Origin of the sequence: Rhodococcus sp. KRD175, assembly GCF_017168275.1 — a bacterium.
GTDB lineage: Bacteria > Actinomycetota > Actinomycetes > Mycobacteriales > Mycobacteriaceae > Rhodococcoides > Rhodococcoides fascians.
The window spans coordinates 135,503-159,230 of the sequence record NZ_JABFAQ010000003.1 but is presented as its reverse complement, the minus strand read 5'-3'; the positions used below and the strand labels follow the sequence as shown (position 1 = coordinate 159,230).

The 23,728-nt window shown below is 63.3% G+C and carries 19 protein-coding genes; 10 read left to right on the top strand and 9 right to left on the bottom strand.

Going from position 1 to position 23,728, the window contains the following annotated elements:
* Positions 1-1,079: 1,079 nt before the first annotated feature.
* From J1M81_RS04100 to J1M81_RS04075, 6 genes are all read right to left on the bottom strand, one after another.
* Positions 1,080-1,658: a hypothetical protein gene (locus J1M81_RS04100; RefSeq protein WP_052063213.1), complete on the bottom strand. Its 579-nt coding sequence runs from the start codon at positions 1,656-1,658 to the stop codon at positions 1,080-1,082.
* Complete coding sequence (locus tag J1M81_RS04095) at positions 1,655-2,320, bottom strand: TetR/AcrR family transcriptional regulator (protein WP_032375746.1); 666 nt, start codon at positions 2,318-2,320, stop codon at positions 1,655-1,657. The genes J1M81_RS04100 and J1M81_RS04095 overlap by 4 nt, the downstream gene beginning before the upstream one ends.
* On the bottom strand, positions 2,317-3,249 hold the full coding sequence (locus tag J1M81_RS04090) for a DUF2637 domain-containing protein (protein ID WP_052063214.1): 933 nt from the start codon (positions 3,247-3,249) through the stop codon (positions 2,317-2,319). The genes J1M81_RS04095 and J1M81_RS04090 overlap by 4 nt, the downstream gene beginning before the upstream one ends.
* Before the next feature lie 110 nt (positions 3,250-3,359).
* On the bottom strand, positions 3,360-3,749 hold the full coding sequence (locus J1M81_RS04085; RefSeq protein ID WP_032375747.1) for a hypothetical protein: 390 nt from the start codon (positions 3,747-3,749) through the stop codon (positions 3,360-3,362).
* Positions 3,746-4,660 (bottom strand): ParA family protein, encoded by a 915-nt coding sequence (locus tag J1M81_RS04080; protein ID WP_080733466.1) that lies wholly within the window; start codon positions 4,658-4,660, stop codon positions 3,746-3,748. Before J1M81_RS04080 ends, J1M81_RS04085 begins: the two co-directional genes overlap by 4 nt.
* A gap of 641 nt (positions 4,661-5,301) precedes the next feature.
* The gene (locus tag J1M81_RS04075) at positions 5,302-7,128 is read right to left on the bottom strand and encodes a bifunctional diguanylate cyclase/phosphodiesterase (RefSeq protein ID WP_155289663.1); all 1,827 of its coding nucleotides are present in this window, start codon (positions 7,126-7,128) and stop codon (positions 5,302-5,304) included.
* A gap of 211 nt (positions 7,129-7,339) precedes the next feature.
* Between J1M81_RS04075 and J1M81_RS04070 the strand changes: the two genes are divergently transcribed.
* The 3 genes from J1M81_RS04070 (at position 7,340) to J1M81_RS04060 (ending at position 10,627) form a co-directional block, all read left to right on the top strand.
* A complete protein-coding gene (locus J1M81_RS04070) occupies positions 7,340-8,581 on the top strand; it encodes a cytochrome P450 (protein ID WP_032375749.1) in 1,242 nt (413 codons plus the stop codon).
* A gap of 142 nt (positions 8,582-8,723) precedes the next feature.
* A complete protein-coding gene (locus J1M81_RS04065; protein ID WP_206497648.1) occupies positions 8,724-9,521 on the top strand; it encodes an MBL fold metallo-hydrolase in 798 nt (265 codons plus the stop codon).
* The gene (locus tag J1M81_RS04060; RefSeq protein ID WP_155289664.1) at positions 9,518-10,627 is read left to right on the top strand and encodes a GAF domain-containing protein; all 1,110 of its coding nucleotides are present in this window, start codon (positions 9,518-9,520) and stop codon (positions 10,625-10,627) included. The genes J1M81_RS04065 and J1M81_RS04060 overlap by 4 nt, the downstream gene beginning before the upstream one ends.
* A 54-nt stretch (positions 10,628-10,681) precedes the next feature.
* Here the strand turns inward: J1M81_RS04060 and J1M81_RS04055 are convergent, their stop codons facing one another.
* The 3 genes from J1M81_RS04055 to J1M81_RS04045 all read right to left on the bottom strand — a co-directional run bounded on the left by J1M81_RS04055 (position 10,682) and on the right by J1M81_RS04045 (position 13,704).
* Positions 10,682-12,451, bottom strand: a complete 1,770-nt coding sequence (locus J1M81_RS04055; RefSeq protein ID WP_052063215.1) for a hypothetical protein — start codon at positions 12,449-12,451, stop codon at positions 10,682-10,684.
* A 441-nt stretch (positions 12,452-12,892) separates the two neighbouring features.
* Complete coding sequence (locus J1M81_RS04050) at positions 12,893-13,249, bottom strand: hypothetical protein (RefSeq protein ID WP_206497669.1); 357 nt, start codon at positions 13,247-13,249, stop codon at positions 12,893-12,895.
* Complete coding sequence (locus J1M81_RS04045; RefSeq protein WP_241257678.1) at positions 13,201-13,704, bottom strand: helix-turn-helix transcriptional regulator; 504 nt, start codon at positions 13,702-13,704, stop codon at positions 13,201-13,203. Before J1M81_RS04045 ends, J1M81_RS04050 begins: the two co-directional genes overlap by 49 nt.
* 1,424 nt (positions 13,705-15,128) lie before the next feature.
* On the opposite strand from J1M81_RS04045, the gene J1M81_RS04040 reads away from it, so the two are divergent.
* From J1M81_RS04040 to J1M81_RS04010, 7 genes are all read left to right on the top strand, one after another.
* Positions 15,129-16,289 carry a hypothetical protein gene (locus J1M81_RS04040; protein ID WP_241257677.1) on the top strand — a complete coding sequence of 387 codons (1,161 nt, stop codon included), beginning with the start codon at positions 15,129-15,131 and terminating at the stop codon, positions 16,287-16,289.
* 46 nt (positions 16,290-16,335) lie between these two features.
* Complete coding sequence (locus tag J1M81_RS04035; protein WP_230598239.1) at positions 16,336-17,004, top strand: hypothetical protein; 669 nt, start codon at positions 16,336-16,338, stop codon at positions 17,002-17,004.
* A 3-nt stretch (positions 17,005-17,007) separates the two neighbouring features.
* Complete coding sequence (locus J1M81_RS04030; protein WP_032391685.1) at positions 17,008-19,131, top strand: cutinase family protein; 2,124 nt, start codon at positions 17,008-17,010, stop codon at positions 19,129-19,131.
* Positions 19,132-19,229: 98 nt separating this feature from the next.
* Positions 19,230-20,861, top strand: a complete 1,632-nt coding sequence (locus J1M81_RS04025; protein WP_206497646.1) for a M23 family metallopeptidase — start codon at positions 19,230-19,232, stop codon at positions 20,859-20,861.
* Positions 20,858-21,523 (top strand): hypothetical protein, encoded by a 666-nt coding sequence (locus tag J1M81_RS04020; protein WP_052053386.1) that lies wholly within the window; start codon positions 20,858-20,860, stop codon positions 21,521-21,523. The genes J1M81_RS04025 and J1M81_RS04020 overlap by 4 nt, the downstream gene beginning before the upstream one ends.
* A 55-nt stretch (positions 21,524-21,578) precedes the next feature.
* A complete protein-coding gene (locus tag J1M81_RS04015; protein WP_206497645.1) occupies positions 21,579-22,253 on the top strand; it encodes a hypothetical protein in 675 nt (224 codons plus the stop codon).
* Between the two features lie 50 nt (positions 22,254-22,303).
* Positions 22,304-23,701 (top strand): ParA family protein, encoded by a 1,398-nt coding sequence (locus J1M81_RS04010; protein WP_206497644.1) that lies wholly within the window; start codon positions 22,304-22,306, stop codon positions 23,699-23,701.
* Positions 23,702-23,728: the final 27 nt, after the last annotated feature.

Genomic DNA, 23,728 nt, shown 5'->3' with positions numbered 1-23,728 from the left:
CTTCACGTCCACCGTTCGACGAATGCACGCACAGCGGTGTTGGCGATGTCGGGGTGTGATGCGGTCAGAAAGTGCTGCCCGCCGTCAACGATCTGGAGTTCGGCTGATGGAGATTGCGTGAACTGTGAAATTCCATGCTCGGCGTTGGCGACGGAGTACACCTGGTCGGCGGTGCCTTGCAGCCACAACACTGGGCATTTCACTTCGTTGAGGCGTGCCTCGAGGCCATCCCGGTCGCGGAGATTGATCGTGCTCGTCCGGAGTCGGCGCCGGCCCTCGTCTCCGGTGTAGTTGGCGCGGTAGGTTTTCAGCCAGAAGTTCCGTTCTTCGTCGGAGACATTCTCGCCGAAGCCGGCGCGCCAAGGACGGCGATAACGAAATCGTCGTCTACCACCCAGTCGTCACTGACTGGCGCCGATAGTGCATCGATGGATGGGCTGCAGAATTCTGACCCGTTCCAGCACCCTCTATCCATGCTGGCCTGGCTCTCGAAGTCCATGGAGGTGCCAAAAATTACGATCCCTTGGATCGTATCCGGAGCGAGCAGAGCAGGGTCATGGCGCATGCTTGCAATCGTGGCATTGGTGCGAGATGATGGGAGCGAGCAGAGACCGGCCCTTCCTAGCGGAACAGTCGGCTTACCCCTTGGACATATGCTGCGGCACCCAGGGGGTCGCTCTTATTTGCGGGCAGTTCGATCGTCACTGTTTGCCCGTCGAGGCGAGTGACGAGGTCTTCGTCGTGGGTGATGTACCGACGATAAGTGTGACTGACCAGATCGGGTAGCCAGAGTAGGTTCTCGATCGATGGGGATACGTGCATCACTGGGAAGTGCCTGCCGATCACGCCGCTCTGGCGCGCCTGCCTAATGGTGTGCAGGTCACGGTCGGTGTCTTGATGCCTGTTCTGTCGCTCTAGGACGATCATCTTGGCCTGCGCGGGGACGGTGCGTTGGTGGCCCTCGTCCGTTGAGAATGGCGCAGCCAAGAGAGTTTGGCGTCATGTAACGGTCGATGTAGGAGTACGTCGAGTCCCTTAGTTTACGGGCGTTTCCAGCGCTCGGCGCAGCTCTGTTGTCGTCAGACCCGCGAGGGTGTGCCGCCGACGGCGGGAATCTCGACGGCAGTGAGCTTGGCGAGCATGGCCGATTCGTCGTCGATGAATGCGCGGAGCCAGGCCCGGTGTTGGTGGGTGACGGCTCGGGCGTGAGAAAGCTTGGTCTGCCAGGCCGGTTGTGGGTGCCGTCCTGCCGGGGTTTTCGGCCTGGTGAACATGGCTTTCCCTGGCGGGAAGTCTTTGGTGGTGAGCCAGAGCCCTGAGGGGTCTCGGGTGTACCGGGGCCGGGTGGTGGAGTAGACGATGGTGTATCCGAGACCGTCGATGGCCCAGGCGAGGTCGTAGCCGGTCTCGATGACTGCGGCGTCGGGAATGTGAGCGAAGAACTCTTCCCACCGTTGCTCGGCCGGCCTTTCGTCGACGTCAAGCAGCGACTCGTAGGCGCTGAGGTCAGCGAGAACGCCGTCGATGTCAATGATGACGACTCGATCGTCACCGGGCTTGGCCCACGGCCGGCGGGGCTTCGCGGTACGGGCTCTCTTGGCCGGCCGCTGTGCGGGCCGGTTCGCGGGCCGGTTCGCGGGCCGGTCGACGGTGGTCATCGCTCGCTCACCTGATCATTGGTACCAGCTGCAGCCGGTGTGGTCTGCTCCCCCGTTTCGACGTGAGCGTGAAGGTATTGGTCGGTGGCCGCTGCTCTGATGACTGTCTCGACGGTGTCCGCGAAGAGGTCGCGGAGGTCCGGAGGGTCGCTGAATGCCGGGGTTATGTCGGCAAGGATCCGGTGTCCGGCGAGCGTGGCGACGAGGAAGTTGGTAAACCGCACTGCGGTGAACCCTGAACGGAGGAACCCTGCTTGCTCGGCCTCGACGGCGTGGTTTCGGATTGCCGCTTCCCATACGTGGGACGGTCGCTCCAGATCGGGCGACGGCGGATCGAGCACCAGCTTCATTTCTGCGCGCCCTGAGACGCCGATGACGACGGCCGCAATGTCGTCGACGATTCCCGCGATGGAGTCGAAGGGGTGGATGTGTGCGCCACGCCGGCGCTCCACGATCCGGTTGTATGCCGCTCGTACGTTGTCGAGGACGGCTTCGGCGAGGGCTTCTTTGGATGAGAAGTGAAAGTAGAGAGCGCCTTTGGTGGATGTGGAGTTGGCGATGATGCTGTTGATCGACGCGCCGGCGTAGCCGCGTTCGGCGAACTCGTGTGCGGCGGCGGCGATGACTGCGGCACGGGTCTTGATGGCTCGTTGCTGCGTCATCGTGCCGCCTCCGCGTAGGCGACCGGAGCAGCACCTTCGGAATTGGCATGAGACGGCGGCAGGTCGTGCGGGTCTCCCCCGACCACCCCGCTTTCCTGTGCCGGGATCTCCTGCGGGGTTGCTTTGAAGGCTGCGAACTTCTGTTGAAATTCGACCCACTTGTCGTATCGATCCGCGACGGTGCTCGGAACAACGCGCATTACGTCGGCGGTTTTGTTGAACTTGCCCATTGCCTTTGGGTGATTGAGGTAGACGTTTGCTGTGTCCCAGACGACCTGGGGAAGGTCCCCGCGTTCGGCTATGAACGCCTCGAGCTGCTCGGCGTCAGTGGGTGGTAGGACAGGGCCGATTTGTGCCTCGTTGCCGCCAGTGGCGGTAGTGGATAGCTGCTCGGCGGCGGGCGCTTCGGTGACTGACGGTGTCGTTGGACTACGGCGGTGCCGCGGTGCACTGATACCGATGGACATCATTTCGCACATGGTCATCACCATCAGGGGCGCGAGCGCTCCGAGTGCGGCGGCGACTCCGGCGTTGAGGTCGGTGACGGTGAGGACTGCGTGGTAGGCGTTGCCTGCCATGCTGGCCAGTCCGGCGAGCGTGTAGACGGCGATGATGAAGCGTCGGCCGATCACTGTGGCCCTGTCGGTGTGTTGGGACAGTGCGACGCGGAAGATGCCGGCTACGAGGATCGGTCCGTCGAGGACTACGGGGATCACCCAGGCGGAGTCGCCCAGCCGTGCCATGGTGGCGAGGTCGTAGAGGGTGGAGAAGCTGAGCTTGAAGCTTGATGCGGTCACGGCGATGGCCACGATGAGTCCGATACCGAGTGCCCACTTGATGATGGCGGGGTGTATTTCGGCTGGCTGGCTGATGCCGTGAGAGTCGGTGCCTGATGGTTCGGTGGATTGGTCAGCGTTACGGTTGTTCATAGGTCACAGCTCCTTGAGTTGTCTGTGGCCGACGGCCCCGGTGGTGTGTCCGCACTACCGGGGCCCCCGTGTCGGGTTTGTATTTGATGAGAAGAAGGCCGCTGGGGGGGTTACGAGGAAAGAGGTCGACCGGGTGACAGCGGGGTGTCGGATCCGCTGTACCGCGCCCCGTTGTTGTGTGATCTTTCACGTGCTTCGGCCTCGCGGAGCAGGGCTTTCTCGATGAACTGTGACCACGATCGATCGTCTTCGAGGTGCGCTGTCGCTTTGTGGACACCGCGTGCGCGGCTGAATATCTCGTTGTCGATATAGACGGTGATCCGCCTCTTACCTGCGTTGTCTTCTTTGGTTGCTGCCGCCGTCGCGGGCGGAGTCGACGTGGATGGTGGCGGCGGTACCGGTGTCCGATTCTTTGCTTGAAGTCTCGAAAGGTCGCCCGTGACCTGCGGTCGACGCGGAGCGAGTCCCGACACGACGCGGTCCTGCTTGGGCTCAGTCATGCGTTCGCCTTCTCCTCTGCAGCTGTAATGCGGGCGATCATCTCTTGAGTAATAGCGAGGAGATCGTCAGCGACAGACCCTGATGACTTCGGTGCAAGTGACTGCGCCTGCGCCTCGCCGCGTATGACCTCGTACCACTTCGGCCCTTTCCGGACTGCATCATCTAGTTCGTGCACCAAAAGTCCACGCTCCCTGGTGGCCTGAGCGGTGGCTTCGGAATGACGCACAACCCCGGTGAAGAGGACACTGTCGTCCTGGAATGCTTCCGCGACAAGCTTGCGGGCCCGCTCCTGAACTGCAGTCGCAGACTTACCAACACCCACCAGAACGACGCCGAGAAGGTCGAGACTGGGGTTGATCTCAAGGACTGCGTCGAGCCGGTGAGCGACGGCTGCGAGCCCTTTCCGACTCGAAGCATCACTCTTGATCGGCACAACCGCCCAACGAGCTGCGGCAAGAGCGGCGTTCTGCAACGTCTCGTCACCTGGCGGGCAGTCGATGATGATGAGGTCGTAGTCGCCGGCCAGCGGCCTCAGGAGGGCTGCAAGTGCGAGCTTTGCTCCGTGCGGATCTTTGGCAGCCTTGGATGCGAGGGCTGCTGTGGCCTGTTCCAAATGGACGCCACCTGTCAGGACGTCGAGGTTCTCACGAACACCTCTGACTGGCTCGACCACTCCCCCAAACGTCAGAGCGGCTGCAAGAGCACGACCATGGTCGTCGCGGTCAGTCTCGGTGTAGCCGAGATCTTCTGCGAGATTTCCCTGAGGATCGAAGTCGACGATGAGGACGCGATAGCCGGAGGCCGCTGCCAGGCCTCCCACATTGGCCGACAGCGTCGTCTTCATGACACCTCCCTTGCCGTTGATGAAGGCGATAACTCGCTCGCGGTCATAAGCTGCATCTGCGCTCACGATTTGGTGGGCCCCTCTCGGCTAAGACATGACGGCTTCGACATGGACGATGACATCCCCAGATTTTGACAGTAATGCTGCCAAAAGCGGCAATGTCAGCATTACTGCTATAAGCATGAATACAGTCAAAACTGCTAATGCCAACTTTGACGTTATCACTGTTAATACCACCTACGCCAGCATTAACAACTATGCCAGTAATACTGTCACATACATTAGCATCATTAGCAGTATTACTGCTACTGATGGGAACGCCCGGCACACTTCGGCCCGATCGATTGGATAGATCGCCCGGTCAGGAGGTATTAGCAGTAATACTGGCAATCACTTGCCGTCGATGGCTGCGAAGAAGTTCCACGGGTTCCGGCGAGAGCGCCCGCGCTCCGGACACGACACGACGCAAAGCCGAGTCGTCTAACTCACTCGATGGACGGAAGGGCGGACATGCCACCGCGAGCCGACAGCGCATCCCTACTCAGCTTCACATATAGCAGACATTATTGATGTCAATACTGGCATTACTGTTATTTTTCACTCGAAAAGGGCTTGCTCGTCCCGGCCAAGCAGCCGCGGCCGCCCTACGATGGATTCACGTCTTCGCCCACAACGGGGAATTCGCGGTCGGCTGGATGGCCAGTCCGCTATCGAACACCCTCGAATGGGACTGAGAACATAGCTTTCACGCTCTCGGCAGTCACGGGCCTTGAGTAGTAATAGCCCTGCACGCTCGTACAGCCCAATGAAATCAGCGCCTTGCTCGCTGCTGCTGACTCGACTCCCTCCGCAACAACCTTCAGGGCGAACGAATCCGCCAAAGAAACAACGGCCCGGACGATCGCCTGGTCATGCGAGTCATGCTCTAGGTTTCGGACGAACTCGCGATCAATCTTGACCACGTCGACCGGAAGTATCTTCAGATTGATCAGTGAGCTGAAGCCTGTACCGAAGTCGTCGATCGCAACCTTCACTCCGAGGTCCCTTACTTGCGAGAGCACCTTGGCTGTCTGCTCGGTGTCTTGCACGACACTGTGTTCTGTTACTTCCAAACACAACCTGCCGGGGTCCATGCCGCTCTGGGAGAGCGCAACATCAACGGTGTCAAGGAACCGCGGGGCGAGTAGATGGTTGGGGGAGACGTTCACACTCAACACGACGTCGAGGTTCGGCAACTCACGCAGCCAGCCCGCGTACGCCGACGTAGCCGCGCCCAGAACCCACTCGCCAAGCTCGATCGCCAGATCAGAACCTTCTGCCACGGCTAGGAACGCTGAGGGGGGCAGGAGACCCCTCTGAGGGTGTTGCCAACGTACGAGCGCCTCGACGGCAGTGACACGGCCTGACACAAGGTCGACTTCTGGCTGGTAGTGCAGCACCAGATCGTCGTCGTGGATGGCGGCGTGCAAATGCAGCTCGACGTCGTTTCTCAGCGAGCTCGCCGCGCGAATGGTGTGATCGAAGAAGGCCACTCCATTCCCACCTCTACGCTTGGCTACCAGGGCAGCTTGATCAGCGTGAACGATTGACTCGTGGACCTCGTCGACGCCAGGAAAGGCCGTGGTCACTCCAACGGAGACTGTGCGAGTAATCGAGTCGCCGCCGATCGCCACCGTAGTTTCTGCCACCGCTTCAAGAACTCTCGCGGCAACAGCACTGGGGGACAGCAGCTTCGCGGCGTCGGTCGAGTCGGTTTGCCTGGGTTGAAGCAGCGCGATGAACTCGTGGTCTGCCCACCTACCCAGGAACGCACCCTCGCCGAGCACCTTCCGGAGGGTTCTCACCAGCGACTCCAGATAGAAGTCCCGGGCGGCATGTCCATGAAAGTCGTTGAGAGCTTCGAGGCGGTCGAAGTTGAAGAAGAGCACCGTAACCGGGTCCTCTGCTCTCACGTCGGTCAGCCGGTGGTCGAGCTCATTGGTGATCCCGAGCTTGTTCGGTAGCCCCGTCAAAGAGTCGTGCAACGCCGCAAGTCGAAGCGACTCCTGCGCCTCGATTCGCCCTTGGACCTGCGTGAGCATCGTTGCGACGACCATCAGGGCGTTGGTTTCTTTGGCCGACCAAGGCCTGTCTCCGAGGTGCACAAGCCCGAGAACCCCTTCGGTTCGAGATCCCAGCAGCGGAACGACCACCGTTGACGTCGCGGCATGTCCTGATGCGGCCTCGATTCGTTGCCGATAGTCCTCGATGTCCTTGCCCGGCCTGAACACGACGGGGGCTGCGAGGTGTTCCGATTGGGCAAATACCGAGTCTGCATTGTCGAAGTAGACCGTTCCCAATGGGTCGGGAACAGGGGCGTCAGGGCGAATCGGCCACTCGGTGACCATGATGCTGGCTCTGATCTCGTGATCGTTGCGCCGAAGGAAGCCAGCATCGCACCGAAAATGCTCGACCAGCGTTCTGAGGACTCGCCCGAACGCCGTTTGAGCAGTGTCGGCGTCCGCCGGCATGAGGATCGTCGATATGACCGTCACCAGGTCGTCCAGGCTTTCCGTAGGACGCACAGATTCTCCTCGTGGGCAGCGATGACAAAGCTGAGCGGCGGTCTGCTTCGGGGGTTTAACCAACCGAGCAGCCTCGGCGAACTGTACCGTCACGGCTGCTCGGTTGGTTTCGTATCGCCGTCAGGTGTGACCGACACTTACGATCGACGCAAAATGTCAGCTCAAGGACTCGGGGGTCCATGTGTTACCAAATACGGTTGAAGTGCCCTTATCGCCTGCGACGCAGGAATTTTGGGACACCTCATTCGATAGACGGCTCGACCGGTTCCGGCAGCTGAGGGAAAGCGCACCACAGTTTCACGACGAGCCCGGGGGATCCGGATTCTGGTCGATCGTTCGTTACGATCAGGTAGTCGATGTAAGCCGACGTCCCGAAATATTCTCTTCGGCTGCAGGTTTCACGATTGCCGACTTCCCCGCTGAAGCACTTGCGTTCGCCGGCTCGATGATCGCCATGGATGACCCCAAACATCGCCGGTTCCGCGGCATTGTCCAGGGTGCCTTCACGCATCGATCGGTGCGTCAGATCGCTGGAACCATCGATCGACACGCTCAGGTATTGATCGATGCCATTCCGGTCTCCGGAGAGTTCGACTTCGTGAACGTTGTGGCGGGCCAGCTGCCTCTCGTTGTGATCTGCGAACTCCTCGGCATCCCTCCGTCCGACCACCACCTGATCAAGCAACTGACGGATCAGGTGGTGGGGAACAGCAATGAGCTGTTTACCAATTCGCCGGGAATGTCACCGAGTGTGGTCGAGATTTACTCTTATGCAGCGCAATTGGGCGCTTCACGAAAGACGAACCCGTCCGATGACGTGATCTCCCGCCTTCTGCGGTCCTCGGCGACCGGGGCTACGGAGGGCGCAGAGCTCACGGTCGAGGAATTCGCGAGCTTTCTCATCCTGTTGATCACCGCTGGGTACGACACGACGCGCCAAACCTTGGCCTGGGCGGCACACCTGCTGACCACTCATCCGGATCAGCTGAAGTTGCTCGTCGACGACTTCGACAGTCATATCGACGGTGCTATCGACGAAGTAGTTCGGTGGGCCTCACCCGTCCCGTACATGCGGCGCACGGCGACCGCCACAGCATCGGTGGGAGGCCGCACGATCGCGGCAGGGGACAAGGTCGTGATGTGGTACCTATCAGCCAATCACGACGAGGCGGTCTTTCCCGATCCCCTCCGGTTCGATGTGACCCGTTCGAACGCGAGCCGACAGCTCGGCTTCGGTGCTCGCGATCCGCACCATTGCCTGGGAATACATCTCGCGCGACTCCAAGTCCGCATCCTGCTGAAGCATCTGATTGCTCGGTACCCCCACCTTGCATCGACGCCCCCGGACCTTGTCCTCTCGGCCTTCATTAGCGGCATCCATCGCCTACCGTGCAGTGTCGACCCCGAGATGCCGTGGACGTAGATCTCTGGCACCGATAGCATCGACCTCGACGCAGCTCGCTCTCACAGTGGGTTTCCCCAAGCTTCGATCATTCGGCTTCGGACGTGCGCTCCCTGCGGGCTGTTGCCTCCAGGATCGCCATTCATCCGAAGTGAGGTACGTCATGGTCGGTGTGCAGACTGTCCACCATCTCAATTGCGGGTCTTTCCGGTTCGGCCTGGTAACCCACGTGGTGGTGTGCGAGACCGATGATGGCCTTGTCATGGTCGACGCCGGAATCGGCAGTGCGGACATTGCGACGCCCGCTGCGCTGGGAAAAGCTGCGTTGGTCTTGGGGCCGGCACTACAGCAGAACGAAACCGCGCTGGTACAACTGCAGCGATTAGGCTACAGCGCCAGCGACGTTCGCCATATTGTGTGCACGCATCTGGACTACGACCACATCAGCGGTGCGCGCGACTTTCCGGACGCTTTAGTGCATGTCACGGCCACAGAGCACGCTATTGCCAGTGCCCGGCCAGCGATCACGGCGAAACTCCGATACCGCGATCATCACCTACCACTCGACATGCGCGTGAAAACCTATGCGGGTGAGGGAGAACCGTTCCTGGGCTTTTCCACCAGCTATCCGGTTGCCGGGTTGAACGACTTCACGTTGGTCCCGATGCCCGGGCACACTGTCGGGCACGCGGGTGTTGCCATCAGAGCCGCCCGACGAGGATGGCTCTTTCATGCTGGCGACGCCTTTTACGATCGATCATCGATCGAGATGGGACCTGGTGGAGCGAGCCTCAGATCACGCGGTCTGCGAGCCCTGGAGGCGATGCTGGCCGCGGATACAAAACGCATCGCCATCAACCACGCGCGGCTCAAGGAGCTGGCGCATAGCCAACACATAGGTGTAGAAGTGTTCTGCTCGCATGACCGAGCTGCGCTTGAGGACCTACAGACCAGAAGATGATCGGCGAACGGGGATTTGGCATGGCGAACGAGAACTCAGAACAGTCGGACCCAAGCTGGAGCGAGTGGCTTGTGATCGAGACGCTGGGGTTCGCCGACGGAATCGAGCCCACGGTCGTCGCCAAGGGAAGTGGCCACCGTAGCTTCACCAGCATCGAGCGACGAACTGACACCCGGAAGACATTCACCACGATCCAAAAAGTGATCCCCGAGGTGGTCTTGACGGGAGATACGGTGCTCGAGCCCGTATTCGGCCGTGGAGCTTACGAACGAGTGGTGGTGCTCGGTGTCCCGATCATCGGCCCCTCCGGTGTGTTCGGAGTCCAAATTTGGGCTGGCAATTCTGACGGAACGCCGCCGACTGCCGAATCTGTCGGCACGTTCGAGTTCGACGTCGAACGTCAAGTGACGAAACACGGACCTGGCCACGATGAGCAAATTTTGGGCTTGGACGATGGAGCCGATACCAGGACACTCCAGGAGATCTGGAAGCACTTCGACCGGTTCGACGCCGAAGAGGCATATCGCGAGTATCTGGATGCTCTTTCCTGCGACGAGTTCGCGTCCGGAGAGTCTTTCGACGCGCCGATCTACCTCACCGATGCGAACGGTATTCAACGCCGAATCGACATGTCCGTCAGAGCGCGGATCGCCCCAGACGGCCGGCGCATCGTCGGTCTACTGCACGACACCACAGAGGGCGCTGAGAAGGTGCCAGGCATGTCGGATCGACAAATCGCCAGAGCGGCCGCCCAGCTCACAGCGCAAGACGCCGACGCAGGCCTCGGACATCTGGATCTCAACACTGGCATCGTCTTCGAATGGTTGAAGACACCACCGCCGCCGTTCGACCATTGGGAGCGCCACAACCCGGAGTTTCACCCGAAAACCGCCGAGGCACTTGATCTGGTTCGCTCCGCGATCTTGGACGGATCCGAGAAGAAATCCTCCATTCCTTTGCATCTTCGCTTTCCAGGCGACGATGACTGGTTACTGGCCGACATGACCATCACCGCGATCGGCGAAGCACGTCCCTCCGGCGGCAAAAACGTTCGGGCAGCGCTCATTCAGATCGGTGAGTGCGTCGCGCCACCGGCAATGTGGTGACCTAGCAACCAAGCGATCGGATTTTCGCGGAGACCTTCGCCGGCCGTTTCCACGTCATCGGGCGACGATCACCGCACCGAGTTGATCTCCCAGCAATTCGATCGCGTCGAGCACCGGGTCTCTCACCGGTGGGCCTTCGGCAAATCTAACTGCCCACAGCCGTTCGGAATCGCGTTCATCAATCAGAGATATGGCGGTGGCAGCCGGCGGTTGCATTGTCAGCTCGAACGCTCCGCCATTCGGTGGTGGGGGAGCGAAGCGGCTTTCCAACCACACCTGCCACAACAGCCGTTCTGCTCGGTGCCGGACAACACGGTCGGCTGCGATGGTTCCGAGCCCATGAGCGACCGCTAGGTCGTCCAATGTGCGGCGTCCTAGCGTCAGGCCTGCCTTGTTCCGTTCGACGAGCCCAGCGGTCGTCAGATCCGCGAGGATTGCGTATCCATTTGAGGGCCTGAGCTTGGCGGCAGCGAATGCGTCGTCGACGTTGGTGGCGAGGCCCGCCTTGATCAGCTCGTACAACGCTCGGCCACGTAGACCGAGCACGCTCCATGCCGGGTGTACCGGTTCGACCCGCGCTCGCTCGATATGCGCCCGTCCTGGGCCCTGGATCGCTGCTGGAGTAGTCAGGGCGTAGCGGTCGGCCTCCCGGCCCGCCCCGCGCGATACCAGCAGCAAAGGAGAGCCAGGGGTCTCTCTTAGCAGTCTGAGTGCACTCCACACGGTCGATTCCGACATCAGCCCCGCTGCGTGAGACAGGCTTCGCCCCCCGACTGCGACCACAGGGACGCCCTCGACCAATTCGCCGGCCAAAGCTGACGTGTAGGCAAGCGCCTGCACCACCGCGAGTAGGACTGGGCGTTGGCGGGTACCGAGAAACTCTCCGTCGACCCACGCCTGCGCGTGCGCTAGCCACTGGCGGCGAATGTGGTCTTTCAGGAAAGAACCATCCCCCCCTGTGTATATCTTCTTGTGCGTGAGTTCGTGGAATGGCCGGACGATCGTTGCGGCCCAGGTCAGGGCCTTGTCCACGTCGCGTTGCAGCGCGGCGGCTGAATGGGTGCCGTACTTGTCGAGGTAGGCGCGCCGCAGGCCTGCCCACCTCGTAGTTGCGATCGCCTTCTCGATGTCCGCAGCGCTAGCACCGCGCAGAACTGCGTGGCTGATGACGGACTGGCGTGCTTCCGACGGGGATTTCCAAAGGGCTTTGTGGGCTTTGGTGAACTTGCCCGTGGCTGCGTACGACTCGACGGCCTCTGGGACGGCTGTGGCGCGGTGGAAGCGCGGGTCCAGGCGGCGATCTCGGCCGACGCCGACAAGGCGTTCGTCCTGGGTAAGAGAGGAGGCGACAGCGGCCGCGGGAGTTCGGTGCCGGGGGGTGGTTGCACCGCCCAGCAAAGCGATCAGGCGAGCAATGACACCACGGTCCGACCGAACGGTGAAGGCGTCAATCGCGTCGTCGAGGGTGCCGTCGAGGAGTCGGTAGCCGCCCTCGCGGCAAGGGGAGCCGGGGGGAGTGATGCATCCCCAGTCCGCGTTGAGCATCGGGGTGGCGTCCAAGGTGACCAGGCGGACAGCGAGCAGCTGCATCACCATTTTGATGTCGTCGACGCGCAAAGGAATGTCGGTGGCCATGGGCACCAGGACGTGGCGGCCGCCGCTCGTCGAGCGGTCGGTGACGGTGCGTGCACCACATTCGTGGAGCCATCCCAAGGCACGTTCGACATCGGCGTCGACCTGCTCTGGCGTGTGGTGTTTGGCATCGAAGTCCAGTGCAAGCAGGCTCGTGCGGCCGCGCGCATAGATCGGAAGCGCAGCCGGCACGGATGGTAGGTGCTTCGTCAGACTCCGCGAAGTATCGAACTTGCCGCTAGCGGCACTCCACACGCGCATGGACCGACGCGCGGCTACCAGCGGAGACAGACGTCTCCACACGTTGTCAGGTGTCAACTTAGATGGGCCGACACGAGCGTTAAATCTTGTACCTACGTCAGGGCGCGATGTACCCTGAGACCTGTCCAGCAAGACAGTCCCTTCGGGGATAAGCAGAAGAGCAGAGGTTCCGAGCTACCAACTCGATTCCTCGACAACTTAGAAATCCCCTGGCCCTGCCGCCGGGGGTTTTTCTATTTCCAGGCTGTCTGCTTCACTGCGGATTCAGTTCGATTGCATCGAGTCACATTGACTAGCAACATGACTCATCAAATCCACGTCAGTAGCAGTCACCACCATCCTTTCGAGATTTCCGTTCGCCCTGTACCTGCGTCATGCGGTCTTGTCCAAGCCATGGAGATCCAAATTGTAGGGCTCCTTCACCGGCGTTAGGCGCTCAAGCCCGAGGCCGAGAGCCGCTTCCACGATCTCCCACTTGTTGACACCGCGTTTAGCGGCTTCTGCGGTAACGCGGTCCACGACGGCAGGATCGATCTCTACGAACAGAGAGGACTTCTTCCGGTCGCGGTGGCGCTTCGCGGGACTAGGCATAGGGATATGAATAACACCGATTGCACCAGGTTCGGTCGAGACACGCCGCAGGGGCTCGAGATAGGGGTGAGAAATCCTGGAGAGAATATCTAGAGGGTTTTCAATCGCGCTTCGCGCGTGTCGATAGCTCGTTGCCACGCAGACCTGATCTCATCGACCGGCACTTGATAGAGGTCCGCCAATGCATCGACCCTGGAATCGTTGAGCGGCTTTCGTCCGCGCTCGATATCCACCAGCAGCGTCGCCGAGATTCCCAGCCCACTTGCGGCTTCTCCCTGGGTGAGTCCGACCCTCACTCTGAGATCGCTGATAGTGACCTCACCCGATGGTATTGGGACGAGATCGGGCACAGTCGTCTGCAAAGCGGCTGCGACGCGGAGTAGCGGACCGGGCGTTGGCTGAGCGCGGCCCGTCTCCCATGTCGAGATCGCTTGACGCGACACCCCCGAAAGGCCAGCCAGGTCGTCTACGGAGAGCTTCTTCCGTTCCCGAAATTGCCGGAGTCGTGCGCCACTGAAGAGCCTCACACCACTCCTGGACACGTCTTTGACTCCTGATGCTTCCGACTCCTGTTCGTTCGATCCTATGGACATCGAGAGTCCTCCCAAGCATTTCAACGACACCTGTACGAGTTAACTGGTGTGTGTTAACGTAGCATCGCGTTGTAGGGTCGAACCCGGCGAAATCAGTAGAGGTCATGATGCAAACAGTTGCCACGAGCTTTGATGCATGGTTAGCTGACGCCTGCACCTCCTCCGTGGAGGCATTCTCGCCGTCTGAGTTGTTCGACAGCGATCGATGCATGAGCGCATTTCGTGCTGCTCGCCAACGGAAGCCATTTACGGGGGTTGTGATTCCGGTGCACTACCAGTTGAAGGTCAGCCGATCGACCGCCACAGGGCGGAACGATGCGGCTTCTTCGGCGCGCCTGGTCAATTCTCGCGACGGCTTTCCTGGGTTTCGATCTACTCGAAACCGGCACTCGAACCGGCCTGCAGCAGCAGTGTCGGCGAACAGCACCGATCGCATGAGCGACAGCCACCCGAAAGTGAGAATTCCACCCTGACAGTGCCATCGATGAAGTAGCAGACCCCAGATGCGCCCTGATTGGCGTCTAGAAACGCATCCGGAGTCCCCTCCACTTAGAAGCACCCTGACCTCTTTCGAGGGCACGGGTGTATCCGTTGTGGCTCTCCCAGCCTATGCGGATGAATACGAACCGCAATCGGATCGGAGACAGTCATGCAATCTCCCGCATCGCATGAAGCGTTACAAACCAAAACTGTATGGCACGCGCAGACTCCTTGTCCTGCAATCAACGACAGAGCTCCTGGCCTCGTTGTGTGCTCGCTATCTACGGGTGACCACGACACCCATCAGCTGCGGTGTGAGGACACGGGCGAACTTCTTGGTGAGTGGACCGATGCGGACATGACGTTCCGTGAGCCCGCCAACGAACCCCGACGCGCGATCGAGTTCAGCGACAGCCAGTTGCACTACCACGACGTGGCCTGACCCCAATCTCGACTGGGGTCACCCCCCGACTCCAGTCGTGAGCTGCGGGAGCTCCCCGACGCCCTGCAGCTCGACCGGTGGACCGGCGCGAGGGTCGCGCAGTAAGCGCATTTCATCATGTTCGGTACTGCGCGGCCCCGCCGGGACATCACCCCTCGAACTCACACCCGTTCTCACAGAGAGGATTTCGATACCCGATGTGGATTTTCCAGCAGCCTTGGTTCTGGTCGGTGGTCTTCGGCTGGCTCTGAGCCTCTAGCACGTGATGGGTGCGTGCGACTGGCCCACAACCAATGGATCGCACGCACCCATCCACCTTCTCTACTCACTTCATTTAGAACCAATTGTCGCCAGAACGGTTGCGCCGCAATCGCATTCACCAGAACGACCCGAACGCCGGGTCGCACCAGGAAGGGATCGACACACAATGCCAGCAACATCGGGCTCCGGACAGCACCGCTCATCCAAGACACGAGGGCGGGTGATCAAATCGTTGCCCGCTATGGCTGCGGTGACGATCGCAGGCCTGACCATGCAGGCCGCTCCCGCTCAGGCCGCTCCGTCGCAGCCGGGGGTCATCGCCCCGCAGGAATCGCAGCCGGGCGTCACGGGCGCACCGAAGACGGCACCGGTCGCCCCGCCGCCGGCCGCGCCGGAAGAACGTCAGTACCTACCCGGTTACCAGCCCTCACCCCAGGTCCAGCAAACCCCGTCACGCAGTTACGACGACTACCTGGCGGGCAATCAGCAGTCCACGTACTACCAGAACACCTATTACGAAGCCCCTGCTCCGCAGGCTGCCCCGAGCGAAGCGCCCCCGGCTCTGCAGGCGACTCCGCCGCCCCCACCGCCGGTCCCGACGGTGCAGCGCACCGTCATTGCTCCGATCGACGCACCTGATGGTTACTTCCTCGTCGGCGGTGAACTCGTGCCGTACGACCCGAACATCGTGGACCGCAATTTCGTCGAGCAGTTCAACAACACCACCCAGGCAATACAAGCCGATGGCGGAAACTGGCTGGTGGGCAACGGATTCGCCGATGCTCCCCGCGCCGACCGTATCGCAGCGGGTACCGCGACCGGTGTCATCACCGGTGGCGCTGTCGGCCTCGCGGCATCGATGGTCCCGGCCGCAGTCATCACCGGCACCGCCGCTGCCATCGGCGGCGGACTCGGTGTCGCCGCTACCACCGGCACCGGTGCGATCGTCTGGGGCGGACCGGTCGGCTGGGTGTTCATCCCCGGTGCAGCAGCTCTCGCAGGTGCCGGGGTCGGCGCGGCGCTGTCGGCACCGATCGTGCTGGGCCTGACCGGTGCCGGAGCAGTCCTCGGCGGCGTCCTCGGTGCAACCGTCCTCGGCGGCGAGCAGCAGATCATCGAAGAGCCTGCACCGCTCCCGGCACCCGAGAGCGTGCCGGCACCGCCTGCCGCGCCGCTGACCATCGATGCCCCCAGTGTCCAGAAGGCCGTCGATCAGGCAGTGACCGATGCGCAGGTGTGGACCGAGCCCGCGTACGAGGCCGTACAGGGATTCACCTCGACCGCACTCGAACAGCCCGCAGTGGCCGAGACAGTCGCCGCGGTCAACAACGCCGCTGCTCCGATCGTCGACCAGGCCAACGCAGCCCTGGCAGGCCTGCAGGCGGCACTCGTCCCCGCTTGATCCTCACTTCCCCGGATTCATCTGTGCCAGAAAGGATTCATCGATCATGGTGCGAAGCCAGCAAGGCTCTTCGATAGTCAGCGCAACCGGCCCGAGCCGATCGCCGAGACGACCACAACCGGCCAGCGCCGCGTCCGGATCCCGTGACCGCAGTCGCCGCCGAGCAGCCCTGCTGTTCGGCGGCGCAGCGGTCACGGTCGCTGCGGTCGTTACCGGCGTCATCGTGGCCACCGGTGACGACTCGGCACCCGCGAAGGGCCCACTGCCGGCCGATGCACTGACAACGACCGCGCCGTCGACGTCCACCGACACCTCACCTCCTTCCGAGAGCTCACCGTCACCTGCTCCTGCCGAATCAGCGCAGGGTGATTGTTCGATGCCCGCAGGTGGGCAGGACAGCGGCGAGAACGCCATCAGGGCATTCGAGCACCGCCTGTACGTCGAACGGTCCGGCGCTGCCGCGTTCGAGCTCATCTCCCCCGCCGCCCCGCCGTTCACCACTGTCGAGAACCTCGATATCGGTATCGCCGAGACCCCGGTCGGGTCGAAATACTGCCTCGACCTCGACCCGGTTCTGCCCGGGCTCTTCACCCTCACCGTCAGTCTCGTCCAACCCGACGGGACACCCGGCCCGAAGTACCGCACCCAGCGCGTCACCACCTCCGTGGTCGACGGGCGTCATCTCATCGAATCGATCACCGAAGTAGGGGAATAGATCATGCGCAGTGCCGACTCCGTCCGACTCGCCGCCCTGACCGCCGCCGTGGCCACCGCACTATCCCTCGCGGCCCCGGTCGCCTCGGCGGCACCCGCTGCCGGGTCACCGTGCGCGCGATTCGTGGCGGTCCTGGCACCGGGAACCACCGAAACCCGAGCCGACGCAGACCCCACCAAACCCGCCGGGATGCTGGGCCAAGTCGGGCAGGAGTTGCAGCGCCGGTACGGATCTCAGATCCAGGTCGTCTACCCCTCGTACCCCGCCCAGGCGTTCCTCCAGTCCGGCATGACGTACGCGACGTCGAAGACCGAAGGCGATCGGGCGACGGTCGACGCGATCTCCCGCTGCCCCGGATCGAAGTTCGTCCTCGGTGGCTACTCACAGGGAGCGCAGATCGCCAACGATGTGGCTGTCGAGATCGGAGCCGGGTCAGGTCCGACGCCGCCGGCGTCGGTGCTCGCGGTTGCGCTGCTGGCCAACCCCAAGCGCGGTACCGCCGGAGCGAAGATAGTCGGCCCCACACTGGCAGGTCAAGGCATCGGCGGACCCGACGCCCGCGGCTTCGGTGCCCTGTCGGGGAAGGTCTTCGACATCTGCCACCCCGACGACAAGTACTGCAACACCGAGACGTCCTCGAACTCGTTCCTGGCCTCGCTCGGCCGAATCCTCGCCAACCCACCGGGCACGGTCGAGACCGCCGCAGGAGCCACCGGCCCCACACCCGGCACCGACGTGACCACAACCAGCGCAACTGGACAGTCCACCGCAGCATCGACGCTTCCCACCTCGAGCACGACCGGAAGCACCACCCCTGCCCCACCGACGTCTGGCACCGGCACCGATGCAACATCGACGTTCCTGAACGCAGTCACCTCCGACTACGGGTTCGCTGATCTTTCCGCAGCCCCGGGTGCCGCGAGCTCGCTGGCGGCGTCGGTGGACAAGCTGCAGAACGCCGGCGCGCCGACCTCGACCTCGTCGGCCCTCGACATCGCCGAGATCGGTCAGCAGGCCAAGCTCCTGGCCGGTACGTTCGCCCCGGTCGCCCAGACACAGTCGTGGATGGCGGCGAACCCCGCGGCCCGCGACGGCCTGCGTACGGCCGCCGAAGGATCTCCGGAAGCTGCGACCAGCAGCGTCGTCGACGCGCTCGAGCAGGTCGACATCCCGAAGATCGTCGGCGCTGCCGACCAGGTGGTGAACCTGGCCAGCTCTGTTCTGTCCGGCGCGTCGGCCCTGGCCGGCTCGACCTCGATTGCACCGTCCGGATCGACGCCCACCGATGCCGCGAGCACGTTCGCGGCCCTGTCCGGTCCCGCGCAGACCTTGAGCACCGGCGTGGCACCGCTGGCGAGCACTCCCGCCGATCAGCTCGCGACAGCGACATCGGTTCTGTCCGCGATCAAGCCGGTCACGATCATCAACCAGGTCCTCGGCGTGGTCACAGGGGTGACATCGGTCGACTACAACGGCGTCGCCGCGAACCTCCAGGCCCTCCCCGGTTTCCTGCTCTCCGGCAACATCAAAGAGGCACACCGGGTTTCGGGTGAGCTCAACAATCAGCTCTCCCCGCTGGTGAAGATGGCCGCCGGGGTGGACCTGTCGTCGATCGCGCGACTGATCAGCCTGATTCCGGACCCCTCCGGCACCGCAGCCGCCACATCGATGGTGGCCGGTCTGCTCGCCAACGTCGACGTCATCCGGCTCGCCCGCGACGTCGGCCAGCTCCAAGAGGTGGCATGGCAGGTCGTCGAGACCGGAAACCTGCTCGCCCTGGGTCAACTACTACCCATCGGAATCGACCTCGCCAACGTCGCACTCGGTGTCCTGATGCCGAGCCAGAAGATGTCCGCCGACCAGCTCGACGCACCCACCGACGCGATGACCGCACTGATGAGCAGCCAAGCCCAAAGCAGCGACCTCGTCGGGCTCGGCAATTCGGCTCTGGCCACCGTGACCTCCCCGGACGCGGCCGCCTTGGGCCAGTTGGTCGATGCGGGTGTCACTGCGGCGAGCTTCCTGGGTTCGCGGGTGCACGAGTCCTACGGACAGTGGCTCGTCGACGGCCAGAGCACCGCCCTGCAGGAAATGGTCGAGATCTACACCAAAGCGATCGGCGGCTGACCGGGAAGGGGCCGGGCCGCAGCACCGACACCTGTTCTGCCAGAACACAACACCGCAAGTACTTCGCACTTTCACCACCAGATGAAGGACATTCGGCAATGGGCACGCAGTCCAGCTCCACCAAGACCGGCATGAAGGCCGGGGCCGCAGTTGCCGCGGCCCTGGTCATGCTGGTCGGCGCAGTGGTGATGGGCAGCGACAACCCGAAACCGACTGCGGCCGACTGCATCCCGACCCGCTCGCAGACCCCGGCCGCCACCGGGTCGGTGACGGTGCCGGTCCCTGCCGGGCAGTACCAGCTCACGTCCGGCTTCGGTCCCCGGTGGGGAACCATGCATGAAGGCGTCGACTTCGCCGGGCCCGTCGGCACCCCGATACTCGCGGCCACGGACGGCGTGGTCGTCGCCGCTGGACCGGCCAGCGGATTCGGCAACTGGATCATCGTCGACACCGAGATCGACGGCAGCAAGCTCTCCACCGTCTACGGCCACATGGAGGGTGACGGCGTGTTGGTCAAAACAGGCGACACCGTCACCGCCGGCCAACACATCGGCAACATCGGCAACGCCGGCGAATCCACCGGCGCACACCTGCATTTCGAGGTCGTCCCCGGCGGTCGCCTCTCCGGCGGTAAGGCGATCGACCCGGTCCCGTGGCTCGATCAGCACGGCGCGGCCGCCACCGGCAGCGACGCCACACCGCCCCCCGCGCCGGTACAGCTCGCGGCCGCAACGACGCCGCTGACAGCGGGCGGCGAGATGGCCCCACTACCTGCCGACAAGGGCTCGGAGGAGCACTGGCAGGTCGACACCGTGCGCATCGCCCGTGCCGTCGCGGCGACCTTCCCGGAGGTCGACACCATCGGTGGGTGGCGTCCAGTCGACAGCTACGACGATCACCCGTCCGGCCGCGCCGCCGACATCATGATTCCGGCCTTCGACTCACCCGAGGGCATCGCGTTGGGCGACCGTATCGCCGATTACGTCATGGCGAACAAAGACCTCTTCCAGGTCGAATACATCATCTGGCGTCAGCAGTACCGTCCCGCATCCGGCGAAGGCAACCTGATGGAGGACCGGGGATCTCCCACCCAGAACCATTTCGATCACGTCCACGTCACCACCATCGGACACGGATACCCCGTGCCCGGCCAGCTCTACGGCCCAGCCCCCGGTGGCGCGGGAGCATCCGCGGCCCCGTCCGGTCCCTGCGCCGGAGTTCCGGCCCCCGGATCGGGCGGAGGGCTACTCAAACCCGGTTCGACACCACCAGAGTTCGAGCCGTGGATCGTCAAGGCCGCCGCGACGTGCCCACAGGTCAGCGCCCCGATCATCGCCGCACAGATCGAGAACGAGTCCAAGTTCGACGTCGAGGCCCACAACGCCGGTTCCGGGGCGGACGGACCGACTCAGTTCATCCCCGGCACATGGGCCGCGAAGGCGGTCGACGGAGACGGAGACGGCACCAAGGACACCCGCAGCATCCCCGATGCGGTGATGACCCAAGCCGCCTACGACTGCGAGCTCGCGGCGATCGCAGCAGACGGACTCGCATCCGGAGCGCTCACCGGCGACCTGACCGAGCTCTACCTCTCGATGTACAACTGCGGGCCCGGCGCAACGCTCGGCCAGGGCCAGGTCTGTCAGAACGCAGAAACCCTCGCCTACGTCCGCAACATTCCCCAGCGAGCAGCATCCGCCTTCGCCGCCGACACCGCTGTCGCCGCATGAGAACCCACCAGGAGAACCAGGACATGAACTCTCGACGCAATGCCCTCTCGGCCCGCGGACCACTACTGGTCGTCGCCGCCGCCGCTGCCCTGGTACTCACCGGATGCGGGTCGTCCGGTGAGAGCGCCGTCGCGACGTCGACGACGCCAGCAGCGCCAGCACAACAGTGGAACCCCGGCGAGAGCCCGACGACGTCGCAGGCCGCTCCGACGTCGTCTCGCCCGCCGGCGGCATCGTTGCCGCCCGAAGCAGCGGGAGTGGACTTCACCAGTCCCGACGCTGTCGCCCGCGCCGCCCTGACGGTGTGGTTCGGCTGGAACACCAACACCGACACCGGACCGAACGACGCGGCGCAGCGATCGACCCCGCTGCTCACGGATCGTTTCGCCGACTCGATCACCGCCACCTCAGCGGTATCGGGGCCGGGTGGCCAGTGGCTCGAATGGGCCGCAGAGGGCGCGGTGGTCGCCGTCGAAGTCGACCCCTCGACAGCATCGGTACCCGAGGAAACCCCTAGCGAGGCCTACCGGGTCTTCGAGATCACCCAGACCGCCCGCACACCCGACGGCGAAGTCGTCGGCACCCGCAAGGTCGGGGCGAACGTACAGCTGCGCAACGCATCCGGCGACCGGTGGGAGGTCGAGAAGATCTCCGAACGCTGACTCGCCTCGCCCCTGTTCACCACCCGCTTTTCACCGCCCGAGAAAAGGACACGCCATGACCACATCCGCCGCCACCGAATGGGAAGCCGCAGCCGCAGCCGTACGCGGGGCCGCCGAAGATCTGCGCACCAGCGACTCCGCTGCGCTGCGGGCGTGGGCGAAGACGAACGACCTTCTCTCACGAACGATGTGGCCGAAAGTCAAACGAGAACTGCTCAAGCAACTCGACCTCGACTACGACAGTTTGCGGAACCGCGAAGCCATCGAACGCAGAGACGCCATAGCCGCATCGGCCGCATCGGCACCGCTGGTCGAACTGTTCGCAGCAGGTGACGAACGCGGCAGCTTCGCCGTTGTCGGTCCCGTCGACGACGCCGCCTGGTACGGAACGTTTCACCGCAACGACGCGGTGTTCAAGAAAGGTAACCAGGACTCCGCCGACGACTCGGCCGCCGGTAAGGCCATCTTCCTGGCCGGCAAAGCACGCGAGGAGGCAGACGTCCCGGCGGTGCGACTGTTGCTGCACATCAGCAACCCGAACATCGACGGGACCGCTCTGGCCGGCGTCGCCGCCAAACACGGGGTGTCCCTCGACCTCGACATCACCGACGACAACCCCGCCGCACAGTGGTGCGAGGAGCCCGGTTTTCAAGCGTGGCAGGCGATTCGGCTCTCCGATCTGTTCGTCGATGACGACGAGACCGGCGACCAGGCACCTGACGACCAATGACAGAGCGCGATGACGACCCCGGAAACACCTCTTCCCCGAAAGGAACTCCGATGAGTACTCCTGACCCCTACAGCGAGCCTCGCGACAACTACGACGCGGAAAAGACCGTCGACCTTCGCAGGCAACGACTGCGCCGCCAAAGCCCTCCCGAACCAGGCCCAGCCCCCATCGATGACGGCGCTCCCTCCGTCGACGACGACAACCAGAACGACAACTTGTTCGCCGACCCCTACGAAGTGGGCCAGGATGCGCTGGCAGCGAACGAAGAGCCACTGACCGCTGTGCCGGCGGAGTACGTGGGTCGCGGTTTCGATGCCGGCTACACCGACACCGACTCCAGCCCCGCCGAATGGGGACTACGGGGGCGAATCAATGCCGCCCTCGGACTCAAGAGAGCGCCGGTACCGGACTCCGCGGAGGACCGGTTCCGCCAATCCGTGCGCCGCGTACAGCAGCCCCTACCCGGCTGCATGGTCGTCTCGGTGGTCAGCCTCAAAGGTGACGCGGGCAAGACCTCCACCACCACAGCCCTGTCGAACACCTTCGGTCTGCATCGCGGCCGCGGAGTGGTCGCGTGGGACGCAAACGAGTCGACCGGCACCCTCGGCCACCGCGCCGAACGCACCACCGACCCAGAGCTCGGCCCGTGGGACATCCTGGAGAACGCGCACGCTCTCGCCTCCTCCGATGCGGTCTCAGGAGCACTGGGGCACTACCTACGCCTGCAGCCCACGCACGATGAAGTTCTCGCGGCCGACGGATCCACCAGCCGAGAGCGCGGTATCGGTTGGGACGAATGCGCAGCATTGATGGCTGTCCTGCGTCGGCACCGGGACCTGATCTTCATCGACACCGGAAACAATGCGCTAGCCAGCAATTGGCAATGGGCAGTGCAACACTCGGACTTGTTGGTGATCCCGCTACCGCTTCGCCGCGACATGGCCATTCAGGCCTTGGCCATGCTCGACGGGATCGCAGCACGAGGTTACGAGCACCTCGTGCGCAGCGCGGTAGTGCTGACGGTCCTGACACCGGGTTCGGACCCCGCACTCGAGGACGCCATCGTCGCCGAGTTCGGGCAATTGGGTGTCACCACCATCATGCGGGTGCCGTACGAACCGGTGTTCGCCAGCGGCCAGCGCATCAAGTACCGCGAGCTGGCCCCGGCGACGGTCGAGGCGTACACCAACGTAGCGGCCGAGATCGCGGACGCGTTGGCCACAGCGGCCTACGAACGTACCGCTCAATACGCCGATACCTATGCACCGCAGGACCTCGCACGTCCATCGCAGGCAGCGCGGCGACCGGACCGACGCCCGCCGGTGGCCCCACCGAGAGGGTGGGAAGACGACGCACCGGACAACCAATACCCCCCTCGACTTCCACAGGAACCACACGAGCAGTGGCGACCTCGGGCGGTACAACCCCGATCCGGCCGCCCGGGCTGAGCACTCCGCCATCGTAATTCGACCCCC

Coding starts and splice junctions, on each gene's coding strand:
- J1M81_RS04100 (WP_052063213.1), bottom strand. CDS start 1,658: ATGACCACCGTCGACCGGCCCGCGAACCGGCCCGCGAACCGGCCCGCA.
- J1M81_RS04095 (WP_032375746.1), bottom strand. CDS start 2,320: ATGACGCAGCAACGAGCCATCAAGACCCGTGCCGCAGTCATCGCCGCC.
- J1M81_RS04090 (WP_052063214.1), bottom strand. CDS start 3,249: ATGAACAACCGTAACGCTGACCAATCCACCGAACCATCAGGCACCGAC.
- J1M81_RS04085 (WP_032375747.1), bottom strand. CDS start 3,749: ATGACTGAGCCCAAGCAGGACCGCGTCGTGTCGGGACTCGCTCCGCGT.
- J1M81_RS04065 (WP_206497648.1), top strand. CDS start 8,724: ATGGTCGGTGTGCAGACTGTCCACCATCTCAATTGCGGGTCTTTCCGG.
- J1M81_RS04060 (WP_155289664.1), top strand. CDS start 9,518: ATGATCGGCGAACGGGGATTTGGCATGGCGAACGAGAACTCAGAACAG.
- J1M81_RS04045 (WP_241257678.1), bottom strand. CDS start 13,704: ATGTCCATAGGATCGAACGAACAGGAGTCGGAAGCATCAGGAGTCAAA.
- J1M81_RS04040 (WP_241257677.1), top strand. CDS start 15,129: ATGGCTGCGGTGACGATCGCAGGCCTGACCATGCAGGCCGCTCCCGCT.
- J1M81_RS04035 (WP_230598239.1), top strand. CDS start 16,336: ATGGTGCGAAGCCAGCAAGGCTCTTCGATAGTCAGCGCAACCGGCCCG.
- J1M81_RS04030 (WP_032391685.1), top strand. CDS start 17,008: ATGCGCAGTGCCGACTCCGTCCGACTCGCCGCCCTGACCGCCGCCGTG.
- J1M81_RS04025 (WP_206497646.1), top strand. CDS start 19,230: ATGGGCACGCAGTCCAGCTCCACCAAGACCGGCATGAAGGCCGGGGCC.
- J1M81_RS04020 (WP_052053386.1), top strand. CDS start 20,858: ATGAGAACCCACCAGGAGAACCAGGACATGAACTCTCGACGCAATGCC.
- J1M81_RS04015 (WP_206497645.1), top strand. CDS start 21,579: ATGACCACATCCGCCGCCACCGAATGGGAAGCCGCAGCCGCAGCCGTA.
- J1M81_RS04010 (WP_206497644.1), top strand. CDS start 22,304: ATGAGTACTCCTGACCCCTACAGCGAGCCTCGCGACAACTACGACGCG.